The organism is Candidatus Rhodoblastus alkanivorans, assembly GCF_022760755.1.
GTDB lineage: Bacteria > Pseudomonadota > Alphaproteobacteria > Rhizobiales > Beijerinckiaceae > Rhodoblastus > Rhodoblastus alkanivorans.
The window spans coordinates 1,510,120-1,536,985 of record NZ_JAIVFP010000001.1 but is presented as its reverse complement, the minus strand read 5'-3'; the positions used below and the strand labels follow the sequence as shown (position 1 = coordinate 1,536,985).

Sequence of the window (26,866 nt, the reverse complement as noted above, 5' to 3'; positions counted from 1 at the left end):
CGTCAGCTCCGGCTCTGGACGGGAGAGGCGGTGACCGGGGCGCCCGGCCGGACATTGTTCAGGCCCTCGACGATGACCATGTCGCCCTGCGAAAGGCCGCTCGCGGCGACGACGTCGCTGCCGGTTTCCACGCCGGTCTTGATCCGCCGCACCATGGCCTTGCCGTCCTCGACGACGAAGACATAGACGCCGTCCTTGTCGGCGAGCAGCGCGGCCTGCGGCACGACGATCTCAGCTTTAGGCTTGTCGCTCGCCAATTGCACGCGCACGAGCTGGCCGTCCCGCAGGACCCCGTCGGGATTGGGAAAAACCGCGCGCAGGGTGATGGTGTCGGTCGAGCGATCGACCTTGACATCCACGAAGTCCACCTTGCCGGTCTGCGCATAAGTCGAACCGTCGGCGAAGATCAGCGTGGCGCCGGCATTGTCCAGTGTGGTCTTGGCGTCGCCCGTCACCCGCATGAATTCGCGCTGGCTGACCGGGAAGGTCACATAAATCGGGTCTTCGCTGACGATGGTCGCCAGCACGCCGCTGTCCGGACCGACGACATTACCCGCCGTCACATTGGTCAGGCCGATGCGGCCGTTGATCGGCGAGACGATCGACGCATAACCGAGATTGATCTTGGCGGTGTCGAGATTGGCGCGCGCGCTGAGCACGGCGCCGCCGGCCTGCTTGTCCGAGGCCGCCGCCTGGTCGCGCTGCACCGCCGTGCCGGCCTGTTTGGCGAGCAACTCCTCGGCGCGCTTCAGCTGGATTTCCGCAAGCGTCTTCGAGGCCTCGGCGCGCCCCAACGCGCCCTGCGCCTGTTCGACATCGGCCTTGAACAGGTCGGGCTCGATCTCGAACAAGGGCTCGCCGACCTTGACCGCCTGGCCTTCCTTGAACAGGACGGCCTGCAGATAGCCTTTCACCCGCGCGCGGATTTCGACCTTTTCGACCGCGTCCGCCCGGCCGACAAATTCGGCGCCCTTGGTGACTTCCTTCTTTTCGGCCGGGACGACGCCGACCCGCACCGGCGCCTGGGCCTGGGCCTGGGCCTGGGCCTGGGCCTGGGCCTGGGCGGCGCCGGAAAAGGCGAGAAAGGCGAGCGCAAGGGCGAACGCGCCCGCCCTCGACGCGGAGGAAACGTTCATGAGGCAAGAACAAGCAGCCATGGATCGTCTTCCTCCGTCAAATCTTTGGTGCGCCCGGGACGAGCGGCGAATCAGCTTTTGGCCGTCCGGGCGGGGAATCTAGACCATCGATCCTTCACCTTTAAGACTGCGCCCCAGGAAAAACGGCGGGGTTGACCTTTGACCGACGTCATTGCTGCTATTGACTAGCTGGAATACCCTCAACCGGCAAGCGTCACGTTCGGACTTGCGCGAGGGGACTCACGCGTGGCCAGGCCGCGCCCAGGCAGGGGAGAGCCAAAAATGACCGACAAGAACAAGTCGAGCCTCGACAACCTTTCCGACGACGACATTTTCATGTCGGTCAAGGAACTGAAGGCTTATGTCACCGAAGTCGAAATGGCCAAGGCCAAGAAATCGGTGGAGTCGATGGGTCGGGCGGAAAAAGCCAAGGAGGAATTGTTGCAGCGACTCAAATCCGACCAGCCGATCAGCCCGGAGCGGCTCCGCGCCTTCACCTTACGCGTCAAGGCGACGGCGGAAGGCGGCCAGACCGAGATGCTCATCGGCCGCTTCCCCTCCGAGCTTTGCTCCGACCATGGCCGCGCCATCAACATGGCAGAGCCGGACTGGCCGGAGACTTTGCAGGGCCTGCCCCGCCAAGCCTATCTGACCTGGAAGGAAAAGCTCCAGCCGCTCGGCTATCAGCTCAAGGCGTTGATCGTCGACTGGCCGGAGGGCGTGCCGGGCGACGTCGGTCTTTACCTGTCGTGGAAATGAGCGGGGCCGGCGGCGGCGTCGGAGGGGATGATTGAGCAATTTCTCGCGACGGCTGTTCGCGCTCGCGGGGCTTCTGCTCGCCTTGGGCGCAGGCATGGCGGCTTGGCGCGCCTTGACTCAGCCCAAAATCCTGACCATCGCGGTCGGCCCGCCGGGATATGACGATTTCGATTTCGTCGAAGCCTGGAGCCGGGCGCTGGCGGATCGCGACGCGGGCGTCCGCCTCAAGGTCCTGGAGACCGCCGGCCCGGTCGAATCGCTTGCCAAGTTGAAAAGCGGCGAGGCCAGGCTCGCGGTGACGCGCGCCGACCTCCCGGTATCGGAACGCGTCCGAGCCGTCGCCCTGCTGCACAGCGATCCGGTCGTCATCGTCGCGCCGGCAAAGCCCGCGATCGACAATTTTGGCCAGCTCAAGGGCAAGAGCCTCGGCGTGATCGGATCGCCCGGCGCCAATGAAGCCCTGATCGCGACTTTGACCCGCCATTACCGCGCCGACGTGCGCGTGGTCGATCTGCCGTCGGCCGCCTCGGCCATCGCCGCCGCCTTCCGCGCGGGCAAGGCGAACGCTCTCCTGTTCGTCGCGCCGACCACCCGCAGCGCCAAGGTCGGAGAATCCTGGGCGGCGGTCCGGCGCGCGGTCGGAAAAAAACTCGAATTCGTTGCGATCGACGACAATGACGCCATCGTCGAAGCCGCGCCGGCTTATGAAACGGAGGAAATCGCGGCGGGCCTGTTCGGCGGCCGGCCGCCGCTGCCGGAGGAAGAGGTCTCGACCCTGCGCGTCCCGATCATGCTCGTCGCCGACCGCCGAATCTCCAATCGAACCATCGGCGCGCTCACACGAAACCTGTTCGAGAATCGCCAGCGCATCGCCGAGGATTCCGCCATCGCCAATCTGATCAAGTCGGCGAGCACGGACAAGGACGCCACCATTCCGATCCATCCCGGCGCCCAGGCCTATTATGACGGCGAGGAAACCACCTTGCTGGAGCAATATGGCGACTGGCTTTATTACGGCCCGCTGCTGCTCGGTGCACTCGGCTCGGGCATTCTGGCGGTTTTGCGCTATCTCGGCTTCATGCGCGCGAAGGAGACGAGCGAGAGCCTGCTGGCCAAAGTGCCGGAGGTGATCGGCCTGATCAAGGCCGCGACCACCAACGAGGATCTCGACCGCATTCACGCCGGGATCGACGCGGCGGTCGAACGCTTTTCGCAGGACGTTGTCCAGGGAAATCTGGAAGAGCAGAAGACAGCGCCGATCGCGCTGGCGGTCGATTATCTCGGCCGCATGATCGCCGAACGGCGGCGGCAAATCCTGGGCGAGACGACGAAATAGGACGGGGGGAATTTCTCAATTCTCCCAGTCCACCCAATCGACGTCATAGACGTCGAGATAGGCCGAGACGGCCGCGCCGACCGTCGGGAAGAAATTGCCCGCGCCGAATTGCGCGAAAAGGCCGAAACGTTTGAGCTTGTCCTTCACCGGGTCCTTCAGTTCGGCGAAGCAGAGTTCGACGCCTTGCGCCAGCAGCGCCCGGTCCAGTTCGGCGAGCACGTCGGCGGCGGTGACGTCCACGCTGGTCACGGGCTCGGCCGCGATGACGAGCCAGCGGGCAGGCTGCGGCGCTTGCGCCACGGCCGCGAGCGCGCGCTCGCGAAAGAATTCCGCATTGGCGAAAAACAGCGGAGCGTCCCAGCGAAACAGCACCAGTCCCGGAATTTGACGCGCATCCGGATAGCGCTCGACGTCGTGATAGCCCTTGAGGCCCTGCGCGCGTCCCAGAATCGCGGAATGCGGGCGCCAGCCGTCCCAAAGGAACTCGATCACCGCGATGACCACGGCAAGGCCGATGCCGGGGATCGCGCCGAGAACCGCGACGCCGGCGAAACAGACCATCGACAGCCAGAATTCCCAAGGCTGAATGCGATAGATTCGAACGAGATCCTCGAACTCGAAAAGCCCCAGCGCCGACGCGATCACCACGGCGGCCAAAGCCGAATTGGGGAGCTTTTCCAGCAAATTGGGCGCAAGCACGAGCAACGCCGCCAGCGCCAGCGCCCCCACGACGCTGGCCAGCTGCGTCTTGGCGCCCGCGGCCTCGGCGACCGGCGTGCGCGAGGAACTGCTGCTGATCGGAAAGCCCTGGAAGAACCCCGACACGAGATTGGCCGCGCCGAGGCCAATCATTTCCTGGTTCGGATCGACCTTCTGGCCGAGTCGCGCGGCATAGGCGCGCGACAAAACGCTGGTGTCGGCGAAGGCGACCAGCGCCACGGCGACGCCGCCGGCGAGAATGTCGGGAAGGGCGGCCAGTTCGACGCGGGGAATCGAGAAAGCCGGCAAACCGCGCGGCAGTGCGCCGAGGACCGACACGCCGTAACGATCGTCCATTCCGAATGCGCCGACGATCAGAATCGCGCCGACGACGGCGATCAGCACGCCAGGAACACGCTTGTGAGGCCTGAGCGTCAGGATCACGGCAAGCACGCCGGCGCCGACGACGAGGGCCGCCCAATTCGTCTCGCCCCGCGCAATGGCCTGAACGATCGCCCAGGATCGCCGCAAAGGCCCCTCGGCCTCTACCGAAAATCCAAACAGCTTCGGCAATTGGCTGACCAGAACGGTGAGCGCGATGCCGTTCATGTAGCCATAGCGGATGGGCTTGGAGAGCAGTTCGGTCACGAAGCCGAGCCGCGCGGCGCCGGCCAGGACGCAGACGAGGCCCGAGACAAGCGCCATCAGGCTCGCGATCGTCGCCGCGCGCGACGGGTCCCCGCCGGACAGTGGCAGGACGACGCCCAGAATGATTGCGGCGAGCGAGGAATCCGGCCCGAGCACCAGAATGCGGCTGGGGCCGAACAAGGCATAGGCCAGCAGCGGCGCGATGGTGGCGTAAAGGCCGTAAATGCCGGGCACGCCAGAAGCGACGGCATAGGCTATGCCGACCGGCGCCAGCATGGCCGAAAGCGCCAATCCGGCGACAATGTCATGGGCCAGCCATGAGGCTTGATAATTGCGGAGAAGCAGAAGCCCGGGCGCCCACCGCCACCAGCCGGCTTGTTCTTGCATAATTTCGACTTCGCGAGGCGTTTCCATTGATGGTGACAGGGCCGCGCCGGTTCGTCAATTTGCGCGCCAGCGGCGCCAGCAAAAAAGGGCGGCCGAACCGGCCGCCCTTCGTCTGTTCCGAGCAGGAGTTCAGTAGGAATAATACATGTCGAATTCGACCGGGTGCGGCGTCATTTCCATGCGATAGACGTCCTGCATCTTCAGCTCGATATAGCTGTCGATGAAGTCGTCGTTGAACACGTCGCCGGCGGTCAGGAAGTTGCGGTCCTTGTCGAGGCTGGCGAGCGCCTCGCGCAAGGAGCCGCACACCGTCGGGATCTTCTTCAGTTCGCGCGGCGGCAGGTCGTAGAGGTCCTTGTCCATCGCGGCGCCGGGATCGATCTTGTTCACGATGCCGTCGAGGCCGGCCATCAGCATGGCCGAGAAAGCGAGATAGGGATTGGCGGTCGGATCGGGGAAGCGAACCTCGATGCGCTTGGCCTTGGGATTGTTGGTCCACGGAATGCGGCAGGACGCCGAGCGGTTGCGGGCCGAATAGGCCAGAAGAACCGGCGCCTCGAAGCCCGGGACCAGACGCTTGTAGGAATTGGTCGACGGGTTGGTGAAGGCGTTCAGCGCCTTGGCGTGCTTGATGATGCCGCCGATATAGTACAGGCATTCCTGGCTGAGGTCGGCGTATTTGTCGCCCGCCATCACCGGCTTGCCGGCCTTCCAGATCGACTGGTGGACATGCATGCCCGAACCGTTGTCGCCATAGACCGGCTTCGGCATGAAGGTCGCGGTCTTGCCATGGGCGTGAGCAACCTGGTGGATGGCGTATTTATAGATCTGGAGATGATCGGCCATGGTCGTCAGGGTGCCGAACTTCATGCCGAGTTCGTGCTGGGCCGAGGCGACCTCGTGGTGGTGCTTCTCGACATTGACGCCCATCGCCGCCATGGCCGCAAGCATCTCGCCGCGAATGTCCTGGAGCGAGTCGACCGGCGGGACCGGGAAATAGCCGCCCTTGGTGCGGACGCGGTGGCCGAGGTTGCCGCCTTCATAGGCGGTGTCGGCATTCGTCGGCAGTTCGGAGGAATCGAGGGCGAAGCCGGTGTTGTAGGGATCGGCGCTGAAGCGCACGTCGTCGAATACGAAGAATTCGGCTTCCGGGCCGAAAAAAGCGGTGTCGCCGATGCCGGTGTTCTTGAGATAGGCTTCCGCCTTCTTGGCGATGCCGCGCGGATCGCGGTTATAGGGTTCGCCGGTCATCGGTTCGAGAACGTCGCAGACGATCGAGAGAGTCGAAGCCGAGAAGAAGGGGTCGATCGTCGCGGTGGCCGGATCGGGCATGAGCTTCATGTCGGATTCGTTGATCGCCTTCCAGCCGGCGATGGACGAACCGTCGAACATCGTGCCTTCCGAGAACATCTCCTCGTCCACGAGGGCGATGTCGAAGGTCACATGCTGCCATTTGCCGCGCGGGTCGGTGAAGCGGAGGTCGACATATTTGATGTCTTCGTCCTTGATCCTTTTAAGAACGTCCTTGGCAGTCGTCATTGAAGCGCCTCTTGTTGATGAACCTGGTTTTGGGGATTTCTTGGCCGGCTATGAAGGCGGATGCAGTCGATGCAGGATTTCCGCTGGTGCGAACTCATGCAAATCTGGCCTTACGCTTAAGCAATTGGCTTGCCAAAAAACCGGCGGCGCAAATCGCAATTTTCTCAACGAATTCCATGACCTAAAGCATCGACAGCGAAAGCCTGCGCAATGAAGCAGGCAAATTGCTGTGAAATCAGTCATCCATGTCCCAAATTATGTGCAGAGGCTCGCGGCGAGGGCCGGCGTCCGGCACGGATGGACCAGGCCCAAAAAAAACGCCCGGCGCGAAGCGCCGGGCGTCGATTTCCGCCTTGATCGGGGCGCGAACCCCAACCAGATCCGATCCGATTACTTGAGATCCTTGCTCGTCAGATCGAAGGAGAGCGTGGCGACGAAACGGTCGTCGGCATAGTTCGAAGTGGCCGGATAGCCGAACTCGACGCTGCCGCCGCTCGGGATGCCGGTCAGGATATAGGCCTCGGCCTTGCTCAGGTCCGTGCCATAGTAACGCAGGTCGAGGGTGACGAACTTCCAGGTGTAGGACACGCCCACGTTCCAGTAGTTGTAGTCGGGAAGGTCGCCGACCGCGAGGCCGGAGCCGCCGCAGGCGATGTAGCAATAAGCGGCGGAATTGAAGCCGGTATAGACCGGATCAACCTTGCCGAGCCACTGGTGGCCGAATTCGCCGGAGAGCGAGAAGGCCGACAGATTGCCCCAGCCGGTCACCTTGACGGTGCCCGACAGATATTCGTCGGAAGCGCCGGTGTTGAGATAGCTGGGCGACCCGAAGAAGTTCAGGCCGAGCGTAACCATGTCGTTAACCGTATAGGTCGGCTTGATATAGCCTTCGAAGAAGGTCGGGTTCCGCGGCGCAAAGCCGATCGGATAGACGCCCAAAAGGGTGCTGTACACCGGGAAGGTGCCGGTCGGGGAACTCGGATAGCCATAGACGATGCCGCCGAGGTCGAAGGCGAACTTGTCGAACGTGCCGCGGATGCCCGCGTCGCCATCGAGTTCCATCGCCGGCGAGCCGACCGGGAAATAGTTCGGCGAGAATTTGATGCTTTCGCCCGAAGTGCCGATATAGAGCTGCCAGGTCGGATTGACGTTGTAACGCAGTTCGGCGCGGCCCCACACGCTCGGCATGTGGTTGGACTGGGTGATGCCGCGGAAGAGGTAATCGCTGGTCAGCGTGGCGCCAACGTCGAAATCCCAGGGGCTGACGACGATCGGCGCAACGACCGGGGCCTCCTTGGTGCTCGGCAGGTCGGCGGCGACCGCCGCACCGGCCGACGCGGCCAGAGCTGTAGCCGCAAGGAACGGAATAAGTCTCATTATTTGCTCCACTTGAAAGAAACTCGGTGCCAGCAAAATGCCGGTATTCCGCCGGAATTCTCAAGGGCAACGCTTATGCACTTGCCTATATTTTAAGCAATTAACCGGCTTCAACGTGAATTCAGAACGTGTTGTGGCAATTATGTAACAAATTCCACGGCGTCGGAGGGCCGGCAGTCCGAGTTCCCTGCAGATGACCGCTACTCCGCAAGAATCATAAGCAAGAATCACATGTGGCGAAAAGCGACGTCCGGCCGGCAAAAAAGCAACGGCGGGGCAAATGCCCCGCCGTTCTTTGTTTTTGGCTTGGGAGGTTGGATCAGTAGTTGTAGGCGCGTTCGCCGTGGTCGGTGATGTCGAGGCCTTCGCGCTCCTTGTCGGGGGCGGGACGCAGGCCGATGATGAGATCGACGATCTTGTAGAGGATGGCCGAGCCGACGCCGGACCAGACGAGCGTGGTTCCGACCGCCTTGATCTGCACGATCATCTGCGCCGCCATGTCGTAGGTTCCGGCGTTGTTGTGGGCGAAGTTGGTGTAGTCGGTGATGCCGACGCCGCCGAGCGCCGGGGCGACCAGGATGCCGGTCGCGAGCGCGCCGGTGATGCCGCCGATGCAATGCACGCCGAACACGTCGAGCGCGTCGTCATAGCCGAACTTCTCCTTCACCGTCGAGACGAAGAACAGGCAGATCGGCGACACGACCAGGCCGAGAACCACCGAGCCCATCGGGCCGGCGAAGCCCGAGGCCGGCGTCACCGCGACCAGGCCCGCCACCGCGCCCGAGATCATGCCGAGCAGCGAGGGCTTGCCCTTGAACGCCCATTCCGTGAACATCCACGAAATAGCCGCCGCCGCCGTCGCCACCATGGTGTTGACGAAGGCCAGCGCCGTCACGCCATTGGCCTCGAGGTTCGAGCCCGCGTTGAAGCCGAACCAGCCGACCCACAGCAGCGAGGCGCCGATCATCGACATGGTCAGCGAATGGGGAGCCATCTGCTCCTTGCCGTGGCCGATGCGCGGCCCGATCATCAGCGCGCCCACCAGGCCCGCGATGCCGGCGTTGATATGGACGACCGTGCCGCCGGCGAAGTCGAGCGCGCCCAACTGGAACAGCTTGCCGGCGTCGAGATTGACCGCGTCAAGCTTGGCCTGCGCCGCCGCCTTGGCCGCGTCGCCGGAAGCCGCCGCAAGCGCCTTGGCGGCGTCGCCGACCGCGTCCGGGCCCGCCCAGTACCACACCATATGGGCGATCGGGAAATAGATCACCGTCACCCACAGCAGCACGAACAGCATCACCGCCGAGAATTTGATGCGCTCGGCGAAGGCGCCCACGATCAGCGCCGGGGTGATCATGGCGAAGGTCATCTGGAACACCATATAGGCGTATTCCGGGATGACCACGCCGTTCGAGAAGGTCGCCGCGGTCGAGTTGGCGTCCACGCCCTTCAGGAAGATCTTGGAAAAGCCGCCGACGAAGTCGTTGAGGCCGCCGCCATTGGTGAAGGCTTCCGAATAGCCGTACAAAACCCAGATCACGCCAACCATCGAGACGATGGCGAAGACCTGGGCGAGCACCGACAGCATGTTCTTGGTGCGCACCAGGCCGCCGTAAAACAGGGCAAGGCCGGGAATGGACATCATCAGAACGAGCGCGCTCGAGACCAGCATCCAGGCGGTGTCGCCCTTGTTCGGCACGGGCGCCGGCGCGGCGCCCTGCGCATGAGCCGCGCCGGCGCACAGCGCCAGCCCGGCCAGCGCGAGGCCGAGCGTCTTAAGCCCGGTTCGGCGGGGGGGAATGGAAAGCATCATTTACTCCTGAAGACAGAGAGGGGAATTAGAGCGCGTCGGAATCGCGTTCGCCGGTGCGAATGCGGATCGCCTGTTCGAGCGGGCTGACAAAGATCTTGCCGTCGCCGATCTGCCCGGTGCGCGCGGCGCTGGAAATGGTCTCGACCGTCTTGGCGGCCAGGTCCGCCGGAACCGCAACCTCGATCTTCAGCTTCGGCAGAAAGCTCACGGCGTATTCCGCCCCACGGTAAATCTCCGTATGGCCCTTCTGCCGGCCATAGCCCTTGACTTCCGTCACCGTCAGGCCGTGCACGCCAACGCCCGTCAACGCGTCGCGCACCTCGTCCAGCTTGAACGGCTTGATAATAGCCATCACGATTTTCATCTGATGTTCCCTGATTTCCGTCTCGGACGACGCAGTCGCACAGGAATACGCCGGCGGGGCGTTGCCCGGCCAGGACCTGCCAAACAAGGTCCATGCCACGGCGCCGGCGCCGCGAATCCGTTGAAAAATGGTAAAGCTGGAGCTGACAAAGTCGAATTGTGATCAATTATTAGGCATATTGCCTATGTTTAGATCGCGCTTTCCGCTTGGTCCGGCTTAAATTTCCGGCGGCGCCTCAGCACCAGCTCGCCTGATCCGGGTGAGGCCCGCGCAGCAGCTCCAGAATATTGGCCTCGATGATTCGGTAGCCCACATTGCCGAACAGCTTCTGGCGGCCCTCGTTCAGGATCAGAGTCGGGCTGCCCCTCACGCCCAGGGTTTCGGCGTCCTTGTAATCGGCGGATAGCGCGGCATGGGCGCGGCCGTCGTCGAGGAAAGCCTGGACGAGCGCCGGATCGAGGCCGAACCCGCGGGCGACGTCGTGCTGGACATCCCGGCGGGCGACGTCGAGGCCACGGACGAAGAACGCCTCCCTCATCGCGGCCAAGCCGCGTTCGAAGGCGCCAGCGGCGAAAACGCCTTCCTTTTCAGCAAGCGCGACCGCCTTGAGGAAGAGATGGGGCGACAGCGACGAAGCCGGCCGCGCCCGTCGCCAGACGTCGGGATGCAGCGTCACCTCGGGAAAGGCGCGCGCCGAATGCTGGAGGTGATCGCCAAAGCCCTCATAGCCGCCGCGACTGGCCCAGGAAACGGCGATCTTGCCAGGGACGTCGCCGAAAACCGCGCAGAATCTGTGCTCCAGCGCGACTTTCCCGCCGAAGGCGCGCCGGACGGCGGCGAGGCGCAGCTCGGCGAAAAAAGCCCAGACGCACAGCACGTCGGAAAAACACGTGATCGGTAGACGCTCCACCCCGAAAGCCCTCGCGCCGGAATCATCGAGGCCGGCGCCCCTTGCCACGACTTTGCCCCGCGCAAGACGCCGCGACAAGCGCATCCTTGCGCCGCCGCCGGCGAACCCCGGGCGTCCGCGCTTTTTCGCCTCGGCCAAAGCGTGTAAACCCTTACCCGCCACGCCCGGCGAGGCGGGCAGGACCGCAAGGAGGGCTCATGTCGCAGGGCAATCACGGCGAGCTGAAAAAGCAATTTCGTAACATGGCGCGCGCCGCTCAGACGCTTGGCGTCGCCTATATCGGCGTCGTCAACGGGCTTTTCACCGCGCTCCACAGCCTCGGCAAGGCCGACGCCGACGCGCTCGCCGCCGCCGCGGGCATGGATCCCTTCTATGTGCGGCGCTGGTGCGACGCGGCTTACGCCTTCGACTTTCTCGAAGCCGGCGGCGACAGCTTCCGGCTCTCTGAAACCGGCGCCGCCATTGTTCCCACCGCCCCTGGAACGCTGATGCCATTCGCCGCGCAAACCGTGCTCAACCTGCACATGGCCGAACGCGCGGCCGAGCTGATGCGCACCGGCGCGCGGCCCGGCGAGCAGGTCCTGGCCGAGCGCGCAACCTTGCTGCCCTGGTTCGGCCCCATGCTCGAAGCCAATTTCGCAACTTTTTTCGAGCAGACGATCTGCCCCGGCGTGCCCTTCTTCGCCGAGGTCGATCGGCGCGGCGGCCTTGCGGTCGATCTCGGCTGCGGCAACGGCTGGTATCTGCGCGCGCTCGCGCGCCGCTGCGGCGCACTGCGCGGCCTCGGGATCGACGGCTTCGAGGAAAACATCGCCCAGGCGACCCGCCTCGCGGCGCGGGAGGGCCTTGGCGAACGCCTCCATTTCGTTTCCGGCGACGCCCATGATTTCACACTCGACGAGCCGGCCGATCTCATCGCCATGAACCGCGCCCTGCACCATGTCTGGGAGGTCGGCGGCGCGACCTTCATCGCCCGGCTACGCGATAATCTGCGCCCCGGCGGCGCGGCGGTGATCTGGGAGCCGGACTGGCCGGCCGACCGCGCCACTTTGCGCATCCCCGCCTTCCAGGGCCTCGCCTTCCAGAATCTCACCGAACACGTCCAGGGCAATCATCTGCTGCGGGCGGAGGAAATCGCCGACGCCTTCGCGGCGCAGGGCATGGCGCCGGAAATCTTCCATTTCGGCGAGGGACAGGAAGCGATCATCGTCGCCCGCAAGCCCGGCTGACGGACGATCGCGTCAGATGGAGCGCTGATTGACCCGCCGGGACAATTCTTCGGCGTTTTCCTTGCGCTCGGAATAGCGGTCGACGAGGTAGTTGGAGCAGCCCCGGGTCAGCAGCGTGAATTTGACGAGCTCTTCCATGACGTCGACGACGCGATCGTAATAGGCCGAAGGCTTCATCCGGTCGTTGTCGTCGAATTCCATGAAGGCCTTGGCGACCGACGATTGGTTGGGGATGGTGATGAGCCGCATCCATCGCCCGAGGATGCGCATCTGATTGACGGCGTTGAAGCTCTGCGAGCCGCCGCAGACCTGCATGATGGCGAGCGTCTTGCCCTGGGTCGGTCGGACGGCGCCGAGGCTGAGAGGAATCCAGTCGATCTGCGCCTTCATGATCGCGGTCATCGCGCCGTGGCGTTCGGGCGAGCACCACACCATGCCCTCGCACCATGTGACGAGGTCGCGCAATTCCTGGACTTTCGCGTGGTCGGCTTCCGCGTCGTCGGGCAAAGGCAGGCCGCTCGGATTGAAGGTCCGGGTTTCCGCGCCCAGGCGATGGAGAATGCGCGACGCTTCTTCGTTCAGGAGGCGGCTGAAGGAGCGTTTGCGCAGCGAGCCATGGAGCAACAATATGCGCGGGGCGTGGCGCGGCTGAGGTCCGACGAACAGCCGCTCTTCGTCGATGGTCTTGAAGCAGGCCTCGTCGAGATTGGGCGTGGAATCGATCGGCTTATCCAAGGCGGCGGCCCTCCGCGTCGACCAGCGACCCGCCGTCCCCCCTGGCGCAAGGACGCGCACGGCCGAGCGGCTCAAGCCGCATGAGCGCCGGCTTTGTCGCTCGCGAGGCGCGGAAATCCGCCTTGTGATGAATGACAGCGTTCATTGCGTCAGCCAATCGCTTTCTGACGGATCTCCGTGGCGACTTCGCGCCGGCGCACGGCCGCGCCGGCCTCATACCACGCGCGCGTCGCATTGACGATCTTGACCACGGACAGCATCACCGGAACTTCGATCAATACGCCGACGACGGTCGCAAGCGCCGCGCCCGAATGGAAGCCGAACAGGCTGATCGCCGCGGCGACCGCCAGTTCGAAGAAATTGCTGGCGCCGATCAAGGCCGATGGCGCCGCCACGCAATGCGCTTCTCCCGTCGCCCGGTTGAGCAGATAGGCAAAGCCGGCGTTGAAATAGACCTGGATCAGGATTGGGACCGCGAGCATGGCGATGACGAGCGGCTGCGCCAGGATTTGCTGGCCCTGGAAGCCGAACAGGAGAACCAGGGTCGCCAGCAGCGCAACGAGCGACAAAGGCTGCAGATGTTTCAACGCCGCCCCTATGGCGGCCTCGCCGCCGCGCGCCAGCAGCGCGCGACGCAAAGCCTGGGCGATGACGACCGGAACGACGATGTAGAGCACGACCGAGAGGAGCAAAGTCTCCCACGGCACGGTGATCGCCGACAGGCCGAGCAGCAGTCCGACGATCGGGGCGAAGGCGACGATCATGATGAGATCGTTGAGCGCCACCTGACTCAAGGTGAAATGCGGCTCGCCCTTCGAAAGGTTGCTCCACACGAAAACCATGGCGGTGCAGGGCGCCGCGGCGAGCAGGATCAGGCCGGCGATATAGCTGTCGATCTGGTCGGCGGGCAGGAAAGGCCGGAACAATCCGCCGATGAACAGCCAGCCGAGCAGCGCCATCGAAAAGGGCTTGATCGCCCAGTTGATGAATAATGTGACGCCGATGCCGCGCCAATGCTCCTTGACTTGCGCAAGCGCGGCGAAGTCGATCTTCACGAGCATCGGGATGATCATGAGCCAGATCAGCGCCGCCACGGGAAGGTTGACCTTGGCGATTTCAGCGGCGCCGACCATCTGGAACACGGCCGGGAAGAAATGGCCGAGAGCGACGCCGGCAACGATGCAGAGCGCGACCCAAAGGCTGAGATAACGTTCAAAAGTGGACATATGCAGGCTCCGGCGACGCCGAGCACGCCGCAAGCAGACGGGAAAATTCAGGCCTTGATTTCGGTTCGACCGACGGTCGCGCCCTCCATCCGGCCGATTTCCTTCAGCTGGGTCGCAAGCGTCAGCTTGTCCAGCCGGTCGATGGGAATGGCGGCGAAGGCGGAAATGCGATTTTTGAGATAGCGGAAGGCGGTGACGAAGGCGCGCTCCTTCTCGATGTCGGTCCCTTCGACCGCCGCCGGGTCCTCGACGCCCCAATGCGCGGTCATCGGCTGGCCCGGCCAATGCGGGCAGGCTTCGCCAGCGGCGTTGTCGCAGACGGTGAAGACGAAATCCATTTTCGGCGCGCCCTCGCCCGCGAATTCGTCCCAGCTTTTCGAACGCGCGCCATCGGTCGGATAACCGGCCTCATCCAGCACTTTCAGGGCAAAGGGATTGACGGCGCCCTTGGGATGGCTGCCGGCGGAAAAGGCGCGGAATTTCCCGCCGCCGTCCTTTTCGAGAATTTTCTCGGCGAGGATCGATCGCGCGGTGTTGCCGGTGCAAAGGAACAGCACGTTGAAAACGCGGTCAGGCATGGCGGAAACCTCCGGAACATTACACTGGGAAAGTTCGGCGAGCAGCGGCGCGCAGAGGTCGGGACGGCCGCCGCAGCAATCCTTGAGCAGGAACAGAACCACTTCGCGCAGACAGCCCATGTCGGCGCGATAGATGATCGACCGGCTATACCGGTCGCCAAAGACGAGACCGGCGTTGGCGAGAATGGAAAGATGGGCGGAGAGCGTGTTTTGCGGCACGCCGACCAGCCGCGCGAGCTCTCCCGCAGCGACTCCATCGGGCTCGCGGGTCACGAGCAGGCGGAATGTTTGCAGGCGGGTGGCCTGCGCTAATGCCGCGAGAGCGGATAGGGCGCGTTTTTCATCCATAAATCCAGAATAATGGATTAATTGCCACAACGCAACCGTGAAGCCCTCAATCAACGCCTTGAGCGGCGCGCGAAGCAGCAGACGCCGGCTTTTCCCGGATCAGCGCCGCAACAAGCGAAGGAACTGAGCGGCGTTGATGATTCGACCAAATCGCGGTCGGCTCTATGCCGCCAGCCATTTCGCGACGTCCTCGGGCTTCGGGACGCCGCCGGCGTGGACCACCTTGCCGTCGATGACGAGGCCCGGCGTCGAGACGATTCCAAAACCGGCGATGGCCACGAAATCGGTGATTTTTTCCAGTTCGATGGCGATTCCGAGCTTGTCCGCCTCGGCGCGAACCATATTGGCGGTCGCCTCGCAACGCTTGCAGCCCGAGCCCAGCACCTTGACGTTTTTCATGGCCGGCTCCCTCCTTCACGAAAACAGGAAATTGAAAAGATAACCGACGACCAGAATGCCGGCGGCGACGACCCCGATGAAGACGGCGATGAGCCGCGTCGTCATCACCTTGCGCAGGATCACCATTTCGGGGACGGACAAGGCGATGACGCTCATCATGAAGGCCAGGGTCGTTCCAAGCGCCGCGCCTTTGTCGAGCAAGGCCTCGACGACCGGAATGATTCCGGCGGCGTTGGAATAGATCGGGACGCCCAGCGCCACGACCGCCGGAACCGACCACCACGCGCCCTTCCCCATGATGGACGCCAGCAGCTCGGTCGGCGCATAGCCGTGGATAAGAGCCCCGACGCCGATGCCGACGATGATCCAGAGCCAGACGTGGCCGAATATGTCGCGCACTGCGTCCAGGCCCGCCTCGATGCGATCGATGATCGTCGCATGGTTCGAGACGACGACGGCTTCGCCGGCGCGCACATTGCGCACCCATTCCTCCAGCCAGCCCTCGAGATGGAGGCGGCCGATGATCCAGCCCGAGATGATGGCCACCATCATGCCGAAGGCGAGATAGACGAGCGCCACCTTCCAGCCGACCAGCGCGAACAGGAGGCCGAGCGCGACCTCATTGACCATCGGGGCCGAGACCAGGAATGAAAAGGTGACGCCGAGCGGCACGCCGGCCGAGACGAAGCCAACGAACAACGGCACCGCCGAGCAGGAGCAGAAGGGTGTGAAGACGCCGAGCGTCGCGGCCGCGACATTGCCGAAGCCTTCGCGCCGGCCAGCCAGCAAGGCGCGGGTGCGTTCAGGCGAGAAGAAGCTGCGCGCGATTCCCATGCCGAAAACCACAAGCGCCAGCAGCATGAGGACCTTTGGCGCATCGAAGACGAAAAAGCGCGCGGCTTCTGCGCGATGGCTGTTCGCAGGGATCGGGAGCTTCCCGACGAGCCAGGCGGAAAAATCTTCAAGCCGCCAATAAATCACGAACCAGGCCGCGACCGCCGCCACCGTCGCCGCGACCCAGACCGTGGGCGACTCGGCCGGGCGCAGCGCATTGGACGTATCGTCGCTCACGGGCCATTCCCCGAGGCTGGGGCGAAGTCGACGAATGCGGATGGGACGCGGTATTTATCCATATCTCTGGATTATTGGAATCTCCAATCGGGCGCAAGAGCGTTCCGTCGGCGCCGTCGCGCGCGGCGCGACCTTGACTTCTGAGCGCCAAAACCCGAAACCTCGCGCCAACCAATCGAAAAGGGAACGTCCATGCCGCACGCGCTCGCGACCATCATCGAGGCCGCCTTCGAGGATCGCGCCAAGATCACGCCGGAAACCACCGGCGACATTCGCCACGCCGTCGAATCCGCGCTCAACCTGCTCGATTCCGGCAAGGCGCGCGTGGCGGAAAAGATTCCCGGCGCGACCGGCAAGGAGAGCTGGAAGGTCAATCAATGGCTGAAAAAGGCCGTGCTGCTGTCCTTCCGCCTCAACGAGATGAGCGTCGTCCCCGGCGGGCCGGGAGCCGCGACCTGGTATGACAAGGTTCCCTCCAAATTCGAGGGTTGGGGCGTCAAGGACCATGTCGCCGCCGGCTTCCGCTCGGTGCCCGGCTGCGTCGTCCGCCATTCGGCCTATATCGCCCCCGGCGTGGTGCTGATGCCGAGTTTCGTCAATCTCGGCGCCTTCGTCGACACCGCGACCATGGTGGACACCTGGGCGACCGTCGGCTCCTGCGCCCAGATCGGCAAGAATGTCCATCTCTCGGGCGGCGTCGGCATCGGCGGCGTGCTGGAGCCGCTGCAGGCCGGCCCGACCATCATCGAGGACAATTGTTTTATCGGCGCACGTTCCGAAGTCGTGGAAGGCGTGGTGGTCGGCGAGGGCTCGGTGATTTCGATGGGCGTCTATATCGGCGCCTCGACCAAGATCGTCGATCGCGCCACCGGCAAGGTCCATATGGCCTATGTGCCGCCCTTCTCGGTCGTGGTTTCCGGCAATCTGCCCGGCAAGCCCCTGCCCGACGGGACGCCCGGCCCCTCGACCTATTGCGCCGTCATCGTCAAGACGGTGGACGCGCAGACCCGGTCCAAGACCGGCATCAACGAACTTCTGCGCGATTGATGGATCGCGCGGCTTTCCGCTTTCTCTTCCGCGAGTCCGAGGGGACGATTTCCGCTCCCGTCTGGCGGCGCTGGACGCTGGCGCTGACCGGGTTCTGCGCGGCGCTGGCGCTGATCTGGTCCGCGATCAGCCCATGGACCCATCGCGACCTCGCCACCCAAGGGCTGTTCGAGGCCAAGGCCTTTTTCGCCTTCGTCTATCTGCTGCTTTATGCTTTCGCCGTGCTGCTGGCGCAGGTCAGCCAGTATAATCTCTCGGCCAAGCGTTTTCGCGCCCTCGGGCTCAACCCTGCCTGGGCCGGAGCCTGGCCGCTCTCGGCCTTTCTGACCGGCGCGGTTTTCTTTGCCGAGCCCCATTTTTTCGGGGTGATTCCGCCCTTCGCGCCGTGGCTCCTGCTGTTCGCGGCGACGGCGGGTTTCGTCGCGCAATTTTTCGAATTGGGCCTGCGCCCTGACGGAACGAGGACATGAAGTGGAGGCAAGCGACTTGGATGGCGAGACCAGCCCCGGCGTGGCGCTCACCCGCGACCTGATCCGCCGGCCGTCCGTCACGCCGGCCGACGCCGGCGCGCTCGACATTCTGCAGGCGCGACTGGACGCCGCCGGTTTCACGACCCATCGCCTGCCCTTTTCCGAGCCCGGCACGCCGGACATCGACAATCTTTACGCAAGGATCGGCGACAGCGCGCCCTTCCTCCTGTTTGCCGGCCATACCGACGTGGTGCCGCCCGGCGATTCCGCCAAATGGACGGTCGATCCCTTCGCCGGCGAGATCGTTTCGGGCGAGCTTTACGGGCGCGGCGCCGCCGATATGAAGGGCGGGATTGCCGCCTTCGCCGCCGCCGCCTTCGCTCACCTCGCAAAGCACGGCGCGCCTAAAAAAGGCTCGATCGGCTTCCTCATCACCGGCGACGAGGAAGGCCCAGCCGTCAACGGCACGGTAAAAATGCTGCAATGGCTTACAGAGAAGGGCGAAAGCTTCGACCATTGCGTGGTCGGCGAGCCGACCAATGCCCAAGACCTCGGCGACATGATCAAGGTCGGCCGGCGCGGCTCGCTCAACGGCCGCCTGCTGGTGAAAGGCCGTCAAGGCCATGTCGCCTATCCCCAGCGCGCCGACAATCCCGTGCCGCATCTGCTGGCGCTCTGCGCCGCGCTGAAAGACGAGCCGCTGGATCAGGGCACGGACTGGTTCGACGCCTCCAATCTCGAAATCACCTCGATCGACATCGGCAATCAGGCGACCAATGTCATTCCCGGCGAGGCTTTCGTCCGGTTTAATATTCGTTTCAACGATCTCTGGACGCCCGAAACGCTGAAAGCCGAAGTCCGCCGCCGTCTCGAAACGGCGCGGCCGGCGGAGAAATTCGATCTGAGTTTCGATCCCTGCAACGCGACCTCCTTCATCACCAAGCCTGGTCCTTTCACCGAGCTGGTGGCGAAAGCTATTCAAACCGAAACCGGACGGCGGCCGGAATTTTCCACCTCCGGCGGGACATCCGACGCAAGATTCATAGCGACCTATGGCCCGGTGGTGGAATTCGGCCTGGTCGGCAAGACCATGCACCAGATCGACGAGCGTGTTCCGGTGGCCGATATCGATGGGCTGACCCGCATCTACGAACGGATTCTCGAAGCCTATTTCGCCTGAGCTTCGGCCTGTCGCAGCGCGGGTTCGAGGCCGCGCGCCGCTTGTAACGCCTCGCACCAGATCAGTTCGGTCAGCTCGCCCGCGTCCATTTCGCGCGCCAGACTTGCCGCCTCGCCCGCCCAGAGCGGCGAAAAATCGCCGCTGCCGCGCGACTCTGCCGCCGCGCGCAGGGGCGCGACCGCCGCTGAGGCCAGCGGGAAGGCCGGCGCTTCGGCGTGAAGCGGCCCCAAAGCCTCCATCAGGCGATTGACCAATCCGCGCGCCGGCCGGCCGGAAAAGAGATTGGTGATCCGGGTCGAATCGTCGCGCGCGTTTTTGAGCGCCGCGCGATGAATCGCCGAAATCGTGGCCTGCGGCGTCAGCAGATAAGCCGTGCCGATCTGGGCGGCGGCCGCGCCCAAAGCGAAAGCGGCCGCGACCCCGCGGCCGTCGGCGATGCCGCCCGCCGCGATCACCGGAATTTTGACCGCCGCGACCACCTGCGGCAGCAGAGCGAACAGGCCGGGCTGGGCGTCGACGTCCTCGGTCAGGAACATGCCGCGATGGCCGCCAGCTTCCCGCCCTTGCGCAATGATCGCGTCCACCCCGCGCCGCTCCAGCCATAGAGCCTCGGCGACCGAGGTCGCGCAGCCCCAGATCTTCGCGCCGGCGCGCCGAACCCGTTCCAGCAGTTCGTCCGACGGCAAGCCGAAATGGAAACTGACCACTGCCGGGCGGATTTCCTCGACCAAAGCGCAAAAATCGGCGTCGAAGGGTTTTCGTTGCGCGGCGGGCGCCTGCGCCGCCGGGTCGATGTCGAATTCGCCATAAAAGGTTGAGAGCAGATCGCGCCAGCGCGCCAAAGCGTCCGGGTCGGGCTGCGGCGGAACATGGGCGAAGAAATTGACGTTGAAAGGCGCGGGCGTGGCGGCGCGAAGGCTGAGCATCTGGGCGCGCGCCTGTTCACGGCTGAGCATGGCGCATGGCAGCGAGCCGAGCCCGCCCGCCTTGCACACCGCGATGGCCAATTGCGCATCCTGGGCGCCGGCCATTGGCGCCTGAATGAGGGGGAATGTGCGACAACATGCTCGATCTCGTCTCAATGCACCGAAACGCCGTTGAATTGCTCGACGAAAGCCCATTCGTCGGGCCCCGGATTGTCGCGCAACATGCGCACCCGATCGACCAGAATCTCGTCGGCGTCGGTCGCCAATTTTTCCATCGCCTCCTTGATGAAATCGTCGAGCTTCATGGCGCGCGGGTTGTCGCGCGATCCCGTCAGATCGGTCTGGACCCAGGGCGGGGCCAGCTCGAGCACGCGCACGGAACTGCCTTTGAGCCGGACGCGCAACGACATGGTCCAGGAATGGAGCGCCGCCTTGGTCGCCGAATAGACCGCCGAATGGGCGAGCGGCGTGAAAGCGAGCCCCGAAGTCACATTGATCACGGCGGCGTCGGGCTTCATCTTGAGATGTTCGATCAAGGCCGAAGTCATGCGGATCGGCCCAAGCAGATTGGTCTCGACCGTCGCGACGGTTTTTTGGTCGTCCATCTCCGACCCGGTCTTGTCGCCCGACATGATTCCCGCGTTGTTGACGAGGACATTGACGTCGGGATGATGTTTGATCAGCCAGGCGGCGACGCGCTCGATGCTCGCGGGGTCGCGCATGTCGATCTCGTGGAAAGCCATGCCCGGACAGTCCTCGGCGGTCTCCATCAAGGGCGCCTGGCGCCGCCCGGCGATGATCACCTTGTTGCCGAGTTGGTGAAAAGCCCTGGCGAGCGCCTGGCCGATGCCGGTTCCGCCGCCGGTGATGAAGATGGAATTGCCGGTCATTTTCATGTGGCTTCTCCCGCCGCCCTACCCTTCAGATCGACCTCGACCTAGGCGCTTGCAAGTTCGCGCGTTCCGCATTACGCCAAAAGAATAAGACGAGAGGAGCGCGCCGTGGATCATTCCCTCATCGAGTCGCTGAAACGGCAGGCCGCCGAACAGGCCGCCGCTTTGGTTCGCTCCGGCATGAAGCTCGGCCTCGGCACCGGCTCGACCGCCGCCCATTTCGTCGATTGCATCGGCGAAAAGGCGCGCGCCGGCCTCGACGTGATCTGCGTGCCGACCTCCGAGCGCACCCGCATCCAGGCCGAGGGCTGGAATCTGCAGCTTTCAACGCTCGACGAGACGCCCGAACTCGACCTCACCGTGGACGGCGCCGACGAATTCGATTCGGCTTTGCGCCTCATCAAGGGCGGGGGCGGCGCGCTGCTGCGGGAAAAAATCGTCGCAGCCGCCTCGAAGCGCATGGTGGTCATCACCGACGCCAGCAAGGAGGTCGAACGGCTCGGCCGGTACAAACTGCCGGTGGAGGTCGATCGCTTCGGCCTCAATGCGACGCGGCGCCATATCGAGGAGGCGGCGCGCGCCTGCGGCTGCCAAGGCCCGGTGGTGCAGCGCAAGGTGGACGACGAAACGGAATTCATGACCGACGGCGGCCACCCGATCTTCGATTGCGATTTCCGCGTCATCCCGGACCCGGAAGGCCTGGCCCGCGCGCTCAACGCCATTCCGGGCGTGGTCGAGCACGGACTGTTCATCGGCATGGCGAGCGCGGTGATCATCGCCGACAAGAACGGCATTCGCGTCGTCGGCCAGTTGGAAAGCTGAACGGGAACATCAGGAAGCGCCGATGAGCGAATTCGAGACCGATCTTTTCGTCATCGGCGCCGGCTCGGGCGGCGTGCGCGCGGCGCGCATCGCCTCCGGCTATGGCGCGAAAGTCATGATCGCGGAGGAATTCCGCATTGGCGGAACCTGCGTGATTCGCGGCTGCGTGCCGAAAAAGCTTTATGTCTACGCCTCGCGCTTCGCCGACGATTTCGCCGACGCCCAAGGTTTCGGCTGGCGTTTCACCCACCGACCGGAATTCGACTGGCCGAAACTCGTCGCCGCCAAGGAAGGCGAAATTTCCCGCCTGTCACGAATTTACGAGGCCAATCTCCTCAAATCCAGCGTCGATATTTTCCAGGAGCGCGCCGAAATCCTCGGCCCCCATGAGGTGCGCCTGATGCAATCCGGCCGGGTCGTCGCCGCGCGGCATATTCTGGTCGCGACCGGCGCCAGCCCGCAGATGCTGCCCACCATTCCCGGCGTCGAACATGCGATCAGCTCGAACGAGATTTTCGACCTGCCGAAATTCCCGCGCCGTCTCGCGGTGGTCGGCGGCGGCTATATTGCGGTGGAATTCGCCAGCATTTTCGCCCGGCTCGGCGCTCATGTGACCCTGCTGTTTCGCGCCGACAATGTCTTGCGCGGCTTTGACGAGACTCTTCGCGACGGCCTGCGCGACGCCCTCGCTGAAGCGGAAGTCGATCAGCGCTTCGGCGTCCTGCCGACCGAAATCGTCAAGACCGATGACGGCTTCGACCTCGGCCTCACCGATCACAGCCGCCTGCATGTCGATCAGGTTCTGATCGCAACCGGCCGCGCGCCCCACACCAAAGGGCTCGGATTGGAAAAGGCCGGAGTCGAGATGGACGACATCGGGGCGATCAAGGTCGATGCGCGCAACACGACCAATGTGCCCTCGATCCACGCCGTCGGCGACGTCACCAACCGCGTCAATCTAACGCCGGTCGCGATCCGCGAGGGCCATTTTTTCGCCGACCGTATGTTCGGCGGCGCCGACAAGGAAGTCGATTACGACTTCATCCCCTCCGCCGTCTTCACCACGCCGGAAATCGGCACGGTCGGGCTGACCGAGGCCGAGGCGCGCAAATCCCGCGATTGCGTCGATATTTACCAGACCTCGTTCCGCCCGATGAAGACGACGATAGCCGGCGGCAACGAGAAGGTGATCATGAAACTCGTGGTCTGCGGCGAGAGCGATCAGGTGCTCGGCGTCCATATCCTAGGCGAAAGCGCCGGCGAAATGGCGCAGCTTCTCGCAATCTCCCTGCGCCTCGGCGCGACCAAGGCCGATTTCGACGCCACCATGGCGCTTCATCCCTCCGCCGCGGAAGAATTGGTCACCCTGCGCAACCGGACGGCGCGCCACACCCGCGACGAGGAATAGTTCTGGTTCTTGAGAACCGGCTAGGAGCGACTGCGACGCCGAGCCAGTGCGAGGGATCCGTTGGTCGCGAAGCGGCCAACAAATGGAGATAGAAATGTGCGGACGCTTCGCGATCACCTCGCCGCCCGAAGCCGTCCGCGCCCATTTCCGCTATGTCGAACAGCCCAATTTTCCGCCGCGCTACAATATTGCGCCGACCCAGCCCATTCCCATCGTCACCGCCAGTCACTCCGAGGCGGGCGACGCGCGCCATTTCCAGCTTGCGCGCTGGGGTTTCCTGCCGGGCTTCGTGAAAGACCCGAAAGATTTCCCGCTGATCATCAACGCCCGCGCCGAAACGCTCGCCCAGAAGCCGAGTTTTCGCGCCGCGCTGCGGCGGCGGCGCTGCCTGGTTCCGGCCGACGCCTGGTATGAATGGCGCGCGAACGGCAAGGGGCCGAAAACGCCGTTCCTGCTGCGCCGGCGCGGCGGCGGCCTGATGGGCCTGGCGGGACTTTGGGAGACTTACACCGATCCATCGGGCGGCGAGATCGACACCGTCTGCATCATTACGACCCTGGCCAATGGCGCGACCGTCGCCATCCACGACCGGATGCCGGCTTTGCTCGCGCCGCAGGATTACGGCGCCTGGCTCGAACCTGACGAAAGAATAGCGCCGCCGCTCAATCTGCTGCGGCCCGCCGCCGAAGACGCCGTCGAATTTTTCGCCATTTCGCCGCTGGTCAATCGCGTCGTCAATGACGGGCCGGAGATTCAGGCGCCGGTTTGACTCGAGGTCGCCTCGACGTAACGAAATCGGAAGCGGCGTCATTTATATTCGCGGATCGATCTCGTCCGCACGGTCCCGCAGACATGGATTTTTTCGCCGGCCTGTTGTCGCTTCTCGGCTTGTTGGGGTTCTTCCTCGCCGTCGACGCCCGCCGACGCGTGAAACGGTTCGAGAAGGCGCTGCGCACGCTGGAGGAGGAAACGCGCGCCTTGCGCGCCCAGCTTGACGCCGCGCCGGCCGCCGCGCAATGGGCGGAGCCGCCGCCGAGCGCGCCAGCCCGCGAGGCCGAACCTGCGCCAAGTCCCGAGCGTGCGCCAAGTCCCGAACCTGCGCCAAGTCCCGAACCTGCGCCAAGCCCGGGGCCGGCGCCTTCTTTCGCGCCCGCGCCGACCGCTCCTGCGTCGCTGGAGCAGGTGATCGGCGCGCGCTGGGCGGTCTATGTCGGCGGCCTCGCCTTGGCGCTAGGCGGCCTGTTGCTGGTGCGCTACGCCATCGAACAGGGCTGGTTCGGCCCCGCCGCGCGCGTCATTCTGGGGCTCGCCTTTTCCGCGACCTTGATCGGCGCGGCGGAATTTCTGCGCCGTCGCGAAAAGCTGCTGGGCGAGCCGACGCCAACCCCCGCCGTGCTGCTCGCCGCCGGCGTCACCGCCGGTTTCGGCGCGATTTACGCCGCCCACGCTCTTTACGACTTTATCGGCCCGGCGCTCGCCTTCATCGCGCTGGGCGCCTTCGGGGTCGGCGCCATGTTCGCCGCCCTCTGGCACGGCCCCGCCATCGCCGGCTATGGGCTGGCGGGCGCGCTGGCCGCGCCGCTGCTGGTTCAATCGACCGAGCCGCGGCCGTGGCCCCTGCTGCTCTATGTCGGCGTCGTCGCCGCCTCGGCCTATGGGCTGGCGCGTCTGCGGCAATGGGCTTGGCTCGCGCTCGCCGGCGCCGTCGGCGCGGCGGTCTGGGGCCTCGGCTTCACCTTCGGCCGCAGGCCCGATTTTCCTCAGACCGCCGAGATTCATTTCGTCCTGCAAATGGCATTGGCCTGTTTCGCCTTTGCGCTCGACCGCGCTGCGCTGGCCGAGAGCCCCCGCACGCAACGAATCCTCGCCCATGCGGGGCCGCTGGGGCTTGCCGCGGTCGCGGCTTTTGCACTGACCATCTGCGCCAATCGCGGCGCCTTCGACCTGTTATGGATGCTGAGCGCCGCCGGAATCGTCGGCCTTCTCGCGGGGTCTGGCGCGGCGCGGCCACGAACGGCGCCCGGCCTCCTCGCCGGCGCCGGCATGGTCGCCGTCTATCTGCTGCTGTTGTGGCCGACGGCTACGATGCGTTTCGATCTCTACCACGCCCCGCCCGCCCTGCCCGCGCGCTTCCAGATCTTCGCGGCGCTGAGCGCGGCGACCGTCGCCGGGCTCGCCGGCCTCGCCCTGTGGCGGCGGGCCGCGGTTCCCAAATCGGCGCCGGTCCTGGCGGCGAGCAGCGCATTGACGCCGCTCGCCGTCCTCTGCGTCGTCTATCTTCGGATGACATGGGCCGAGACCAGCCTGCCGCTCGGTCTGGTCGCCCTCGCCCTCGCCTCGGCCTTTGTCGCCGTGGCCGGCGCGTTCCGGACGCGCGGCGCGCAAGATTTCAACGACCGTCTCGCCGTAGGCGTTTTCGCGTCCGCGGCGCTGGCCGCGCTGGCGCTTGGCCTCACGTTCACGCTCGATCGCGGTATGCTCACGGTCGCCTTCGCGCTTGCGGCGCTCGGCGCGGCCTTTGTCGAATCCCGGCTCGATATTCCCGCCTTGCGTCAGGCCGTCGCCACGACTGGCCTGCTCGTGGCGGCGCGCCTCGCCTGGGATCCGCGCATTGTCGGCGACGACCTCGGAACCGCGCCCATTTTCAACTGGCTGCTCTGGGGCTATGGCGTTCCGGCGCTTGCTTTCGGCCTCGCCGCGCGCTTCCTCGCCCGCAACGGCGGCGAGGACAGGTCCACGCAAATCGCGGAAACGCTGGCCACGGTCTTCGCCGCGCTGCTGGTCTTTTTCCAGATCCGCCATTTCCTGCATCGGGGCGATCTTTTCGTCGAAGACGTCGGTCTCGTGGAGAATGGCCTTTACGCCATCAGCGCCATGGGCTTTTCGCTGGTTCTGGCGCGGCTCAGCCTCGGCCGCGCCAGCCCGGCGCTCGATGCTCTCTCGCTTGCCTTCGGCGTCGGCTCCGCTGTGATCGCCGCCCTGGCGCTCGCCTTGTGGAGCAATCCCTTTTTCACCGAGCAACCGGTCCTCGGCGGGCGTTGGATCAACACCCTCCTGCTTGGCTACGCCCTGCCCGGCTTGTGCGCCGCTTCATTCGCCAATCTCTGCCGCACCTATCGCCCGCCATGGTTCCCGCGCATGCTCAAGCTGGTCGCGGTCGCGCTGATCTTCCTCTATGTGACGCTGGAGACCCGCCGCTATTTCCAAGGCGCATCGATCGGCTGGAGCGAGGCGGCCGGTGCGACCGAACAATATGCCTATTCAGCCGTGTGGCTGGCCCTCGGCGTCGCTTTGCTCGCCTATGGCCTCGTCCGCCATTCGCTCGAAGCGCGCGGCGCCTCGGCGGCGGTGATCGTGTTGTCGGTGCTCAAGGTCTTCATTTTCGACCTCGCCCATCTCGTCGGCGTCCAGCGCGCCTTTTCCTTCATCGGCCTGGGCGCCGTGCTGATCGGCATTGGACTGGTTTACCAAAAACTGGTGTTCCGGCCGCGCCGGACGCCGCGCGCCATAGGAAATCCGAATGAATGATCGGATTTCCTATTCCGTTCGTGGACGTTCGTTTTCGTTTG

At 64.6% G+C, this 26,866-nt stretch carries 24 protein-coding genes and 1 pseudogene; 10 read left to right on the top strand and 15 right to left on the bottom strand.

Annotated features, from left to right (window positions below; translation table 11 throughout):
• Positions 1-2: 2 nt before the first annotated feature.
• Positions 3-1,157 carry an efflux RND transporter periplasmic adaptor subunit gene (locus tag K2U94_RS07090; RefSeq protein ID WP_243066534.1) on the bottom strand — a complete coding sequence of 385 codons (1,155 nt, stop codon included), beginning with the start codon at positions 1,155-1,157 and terminating at the stop codon, positions 3-5.
• Positions 1,158-1,418: 261 nt separating this feature from the next.
• On the opposite strand from K2U94_RS07090, the gene K2U94_RS07085 reads away from it, so the two are divergent.
• Positions 1,419-1,895, top strand: a complete 477-nt coding sequence (locus tag K2U94_RS07085; RefSeq protein ID WP_243066533.1) for a hypothetical protein — start codon at positions 1,419-1,421, stop codon at positions 1,893-1,895.
• 31 nt (positions 1,896-1,926) lie between these two features.
• The gene (locus K2U94_RS07080) at positions 1,927-3,231 is read left to right on the top strand and encodes a TAXI family TRAP transporter solute-binding subunit (protein ID WP_243066532.1); all 1,305 of its coding nucleotides are present in this window, start codon (positions 1,927-1,929) and stop codon (positions 3,229-3,231) included.
• Positions 3,232-3,246: 15 nt separating this feature from the next.
• Here K2U94_RS07080 and K2U94_RS07075 read toward each other — a convergent pair whose 3' ends face one another.
• The 6 genes from K2U94_RS07075 to K2U94_RS07050 all read right to left on the bottom strand — a co-directional run bounded on the left by K2U94_RS07075 (position 3,247) and on the right by K2U94_RS07050 (position 11,043).
• Positions 3,247-4,965 carry a SulP family inorganic anion transporter gene (locus tag K2U94_RS07075; protein ID WP_243066531.1) on the bottom strand — a complete coding sequence of 573 codons (1,719 nt, stop codon included), beginning with the start codon at positions 4,963-4,965 and terminating at the stop codon, positions 3,247-3,249.
• Positions 4,966-5,094: 129 nt separating this feature from the next.
• Positions 5,095-6,504 (bottom strand): type I glutamate--ammonia ligase, encoded by a 1,410-nt coding sequence (gene glnA, locus K2U94_RS07070; RefSeq protein WP_243066530.1) that lies wholly within the window; start codon positions 6,502-6,504, stop codon positions 5,095-5,097.
• A gap of 390 nt (positions 6,505-6,894) precedes the next feature.
• Positions 6,895-7,881, bottom strand: a complete 987-nt coding sequence (locus tag K2U94_RS07065; protein ID WP_243066529.1) for a TorF family putative porin — start codon at positions 7,879-7,881, stop codon at positions 6,895-6,897.
• A 319-nt stretch (positions 7,882-8,200) separates the two neighbouring features.
• Positions 8,201-9,691, bottom strand: a complete 1,491-nt coding sequence (locus tag K2U94_RS07060; protein WP_425332508.1) for an ammonium transporter — start codon at positions 9,689-9,691, stop codon at positions 8,201-8,203.
• 25 nt (positions 9,692-9,716) lie between these two features.
• Positions 9,717-10,055: a P-II family nitrogen regulator gene (locus K2U94_RS07055; RefSeq protein ID WP_243065702.1), complete on the bottom strand. Its 339-nt coding sequence runs from the start codon at positions 10,053-10,055 to the stop codon at positions 9,717-9,719.
• 235 nt (positions 10,056-10,290) lie between these two features.
• Entirely contained in the window at positions 10,291-11,043 is a 753-nt protein-coding gene (locus tag K2U94_RS07050; RefSeq protein ID WP_243066527.1) for a DsbA family oxidoreductase, read from the bottom strand.
• 119 nt (positions 11,044-11,162) lie between these two features.
• Here K2U94_RS07050 and K2U94_RS07045 point away from each other — a divergent pair, with 119 nt between their 5' ends.
• The gene (locus tag K2U94_RS07045) at positions 11,163-12,194 is read left to right on the top strand and encodes a class I SAM-dependent methyltransferase (RefSeq protein ID WP_243066526.1); all 1,032 of its coding nucleotides are present in this window, start codon (positions 11,163-11,165) and stop codon (positions 12,192-12,194) included.
• 12 nt (positions 12,195-12,206) lie between these two features.
• Here K2U94_RS07045 and arsH read toward each other — a convergent pair whose 3' ends face one another.
• The 6 genes and pseudogenes from arsH to K2U94_RS07015 all read right to left on the bottom strand — a co-directional run bounded on the left by arsH (position 12,207) and on the right by K2U94_RS07015 (position 16,551).
• Positions 12,207-12,929: an arsenical resistance protein ArsH gene (gene arsH, locus K2U94_RS07040; protein ID WP_272884849.1), complete on the bottom strand. Its 723-nt coding sequence runs from the start codon at positions 12,927-12,929 to the stop codon at positions 12,207-12,209.
• Positions 12,930-13,078: 149 nt separating this feature from the next.
• Positions 13,079-14,155, bottom strand: a complete 1,077-nt coding sequence (gene arsB / locus K2U94_RS07035; protein ID WP_243066525.1) for an ACR3 family arsenite efflux transporter — start codon at positions 14,153-14,155, stop codon at positions 13,079-13,081.
• Positions 14,156-14,202: 47 nt separating this feature from the next.
• Positions 14,203-14,733, bottom strand: coding sequence for an arsenate reductase ArsC (locus K2U94_RS07030; protein ID WP_243068822.1), 531 nt, complete (start codon positions 14,731-14,733; stop codon positions 14,203-14,205).
• Between the two features lie 174 nt (positions 14,734-14,907).
• A pseudogene (locus K2U94_RS07025) lies at positions 14,908-15,081 on the bottom strand (helix-turn-helix domain-containing protein); the annotation flags it as partial.
• Positions 15,082-15,243: 162 nt separating this feature from the next.
• Entirely contained in the window at positions 15,244-15,480 is a 237-nt protein-coding gene (locus tag K2U94_RS07020; RefSeq protein WP_243066524.1) for a thioredoxin family protein, read from the bottom strand.
• A 15-nt stretch (positions 15,481-15,495) separates the two neighbouring features.
• Positions 15,496-16,551: a permease gene (locus K2U94_RS07015; RefSeq protein WP_243066523.1), complete on the bottom strand. Its 1,056-nt coding sequence runs from the start codon at positions 16,549-16,551 to the stop codon at positions 15,496-15,498.
• A gap of 192 nt (positions 16,552-16,743) precedes the next feature.
• On the opposite strand from K2U94_RS07015, the gene dapD reads away from it, so the two are divergent.
• From dapD to dapE, 3 genes are read left to right on the top strand one after another with little or no spacing between them, the layout of a single operon-like run.
• Entirely contained in the window at positions 16,744-17,598 is an 855-nt protein-coding gene (dapD, locus tag K2U94_RS07010; RefSeq protein ID WP_243066522.1) for a 2,3,4,5-tetrahydropyridine-2,6-dicarboxylate N-succinyltransferase, read from the top strand.
• Positions 17,598-18,068 carry a hypothetical protein gene (locus K2U94_RS07005; RefSeq protein WP_243066521.1) on the top strand — a complete coding sequence of 157 codons (471 nt, stop codon included), beginning with the start codon at positions 17,598-17,600 and terminating at the stop codon, positions 18,066-18,068. The genes dapD and K2U94_RS07005 overlap by 1 nt, the downstream gene beginning before the upstream one ends.
• Before the next feature lies 1 nt (position 18,069).
• On the top strand, positions 18,070-19,248 hold the full coding sequence (gene dapE, locus K2U94_RS07000) for a succinyl-diaminopimelate desuccinylase (RefSeq protein ID WP_243066520.1): 1,179 nt from the start codon (positions 18,070-18,072) through the stop codon (positions 19,246-19,248).
• Here dapE and K2U94_RS06995 read toward each other — a convergent pair.
• Both K2U94_RS06995 and K2U94_RS06990 read right to left on the bottom strand, forming a co-directional pair.
• Positions 19,236-20,369 (bottom strand): NAD(P)H-dependent flavin oxidoreductase, encoded by a 1,134-nt coding sequence (locus K2U94_RS06995; RefSeq protein ID WP_425332507.1) that lies wholly within the window; start codon positions 20,367-20,369, stop codon positions 19,236-19,238. The two genes, dapE and K2U94_RS06995, sit on opposite strands and share 13 nt — an antisense overlap.
• Positions 20,327-21,070 carry an SDR family oxidoreductase gene (locus K2U94_RS06990; RefSeq protein WP_243066518.1) on the bottom strand — a complete coding sequence of 248 codons (744 nt, stop codon included), beginning with the start codon at positions 21,068-21,070 and terminating at the stop codon, positions 20,327-20,329. The genes K2U94_RS06995 and K2U94_RS06990 overlap by 43 nt, the downstream gene beginning before the upstream one ends.
• Before the next feature lie 105 nt (positions 21,071-21,175).
• Between K2U94_RS06990 and rpiA the strand changes: the two genes are divergently transcribed.
• The 4 genes from rpiA (at position 21,176) to K2U94_RS06970 (ending at position 26,825) form a co-directional block, all read left to right on the top strand.
• Positions 21,176-21,889, top strand: coding sequence for a ribose-5-phosphate isomerase RpiA (gene rpiA, locus K2U94_RS06985; protein WP_336606153.1), 714 nt, complete (start codon positions 21,176-21,178; stop codon positions 21,887-21,889).
• Between the two features lie 22 nt (positions 21,890-21,911).
• Entirely contained in the window at positions 21,912-23,297 is a 1,386-nt protein-coding gene (gorA, locus tag K2U94_RS06980; RefSeq protein WP_243066517.1) for a glutathione-disulfide reductase, read from the top strand.
• Between the two features lie 94 nt (positions 23,298-23,391).
• On the top strand, positions 23,392-24,066 hold the full coding sequence (locus K2U94_RS06975; protein ID WP_243066516.1) for an SOS response-associated peptidase: 675 nt from the start codon (positions 23,392-23,394) through the stop codon (positions 24,064-24,066).
• 83 nt (positions 24,067-24,149) lie between these two features.
• Positions 24,150-26,825, top strand: coding sequence for a DUF2339 domain-containing protein (locus K2U94_RS06970; protein ID WP_243066515.1), 2,676 nt, complete (start codon positions 24,150-24,152; stop codon positions 26,823-26,825).
• The last annotated feature ends 41 nt before the right edge of the window (positions 26,826-26,866 follow it).

Coding starts and splice junctions, on each gene's coding strand:
- K2U94_RS06990 (WP_243066518.1), bottom strand. CDS start 21,070: ATGAAAATGACCGGCAATTCCATCTTCATCACCGGCGGCGGAACCGGC.
- K2U94_RS07085 (WP_243066533.1), top strand. CDS start 1,419: ATGACCGACAAGAACAAGTCGAGCCTCGACAACCTTTCCGACGACGAC.
- K2U94_RS07060 (WP_425332508.1), bottom strand. CDS start 9,691: ATGATGCTTTCCATTCCCCCCCGCCGAACCGGGCTTAAGACGCTCGGC.
- K2U94_RS07055 (WP_243065702.1), bottom strand. CDS start 10,055: ATGAAAATCGTGATGGCTATTATCAAGCCGTTCAAGCTGGACGAGGTG.
- gorA (WP_243066517.1), top strand. CDS start 21,912: ATGAGCGAATTCGAGACCGATCTTTTCGTCATCGGCGCCGGCTCGGGC.
- K2U94_RS07030 (WP_243068822.1), bottom strand. CDS start 14,733: ATGCCTGACCGCGTTTTCAACGTGCTGTTCCTTTGCACCGGCAACACC.
- K2U94_RS07090 (WP_243066534.1), bottom strand. CDS start 1,157: ATGGCTGCTTGTTCTTGCCTCATGAACGTTTCCTCCGCGTCGAGGGCG.
- K2U94_RS06995 (WP_425332507.1), bottom strand. CDS start 20,369: ATGGGCTTTCGTCGAGCAATTCAACGGCGTTTCGGTGCATTGAGACGA.
- K2U94_RS07065 (WP_243066529.1), bottom strand. CDS start 7,881: ATGAGACTTATTCCGTTCCTTGCGGCTACAGCTCTGGCCGCGTCGGCC.
- glnA (WP_243066530.1), bottom strand. CDS start 6,504: ATGACGACTGCCAAGGACGTTCTTAAAAGGATCAAGGACGAAGACATC.
- K2U94_RS07020 (WP_243066524.1), bottom strand. CDS start 15,480: ATGAAAAACGTCAAGGTGCTGGGCTCGGGCTGCAAGCGTTGCGAGGCG.
- K2U94_RS07005 (WP_243066521.1), top strand. CDS start 17,598: ATGGATCGCGCGGCTTTCCGCTTTCTCTTCCGCGAGTCCGAGGGGACG.
- K2U94_RS06970 (WP_243066515.1), top strand. CDS start 24,150: ATGGATTTTTTCGCCGGCCTGTTGTCGCTTCTCGGCTTGTTGGGGTTC.
- arsB (WP_243066525.1), bottom strand. CDS start 14,155: ATGTCCACTTTTGAACGTTATCTCAGCCTTTGGGTCGCGCTCTGCATC.
- K2U94_RS07045 (WP_243066526.1), top strand. CDS start 11,163: ATGTCGCAGGGCAATCACGGCGAGCTGAAAAAGCAATTTCGTAACATG.
- dapD (WP_243066522.1), top strand. CDS start 16,744: ATGCCGCACGCGCTCGCGACCATCATCGAGGCCGCCTTCGAGGATCGC.
- K2U94_RS06975 (WP_243066516.1), top strand. CDS start 23,392: ATGTGCGGACGCTTCGCGATCACCTCGCCGCCCGAAGCCGTCCGCGCC.
- K2U94_RS07075 (WP_243066531.1), bottom strand. CDS start 4,965: ATGCAAGAACAAGCCGGCTGGTGGCGGTGGGCGCCCGGGCTTCTGCTT.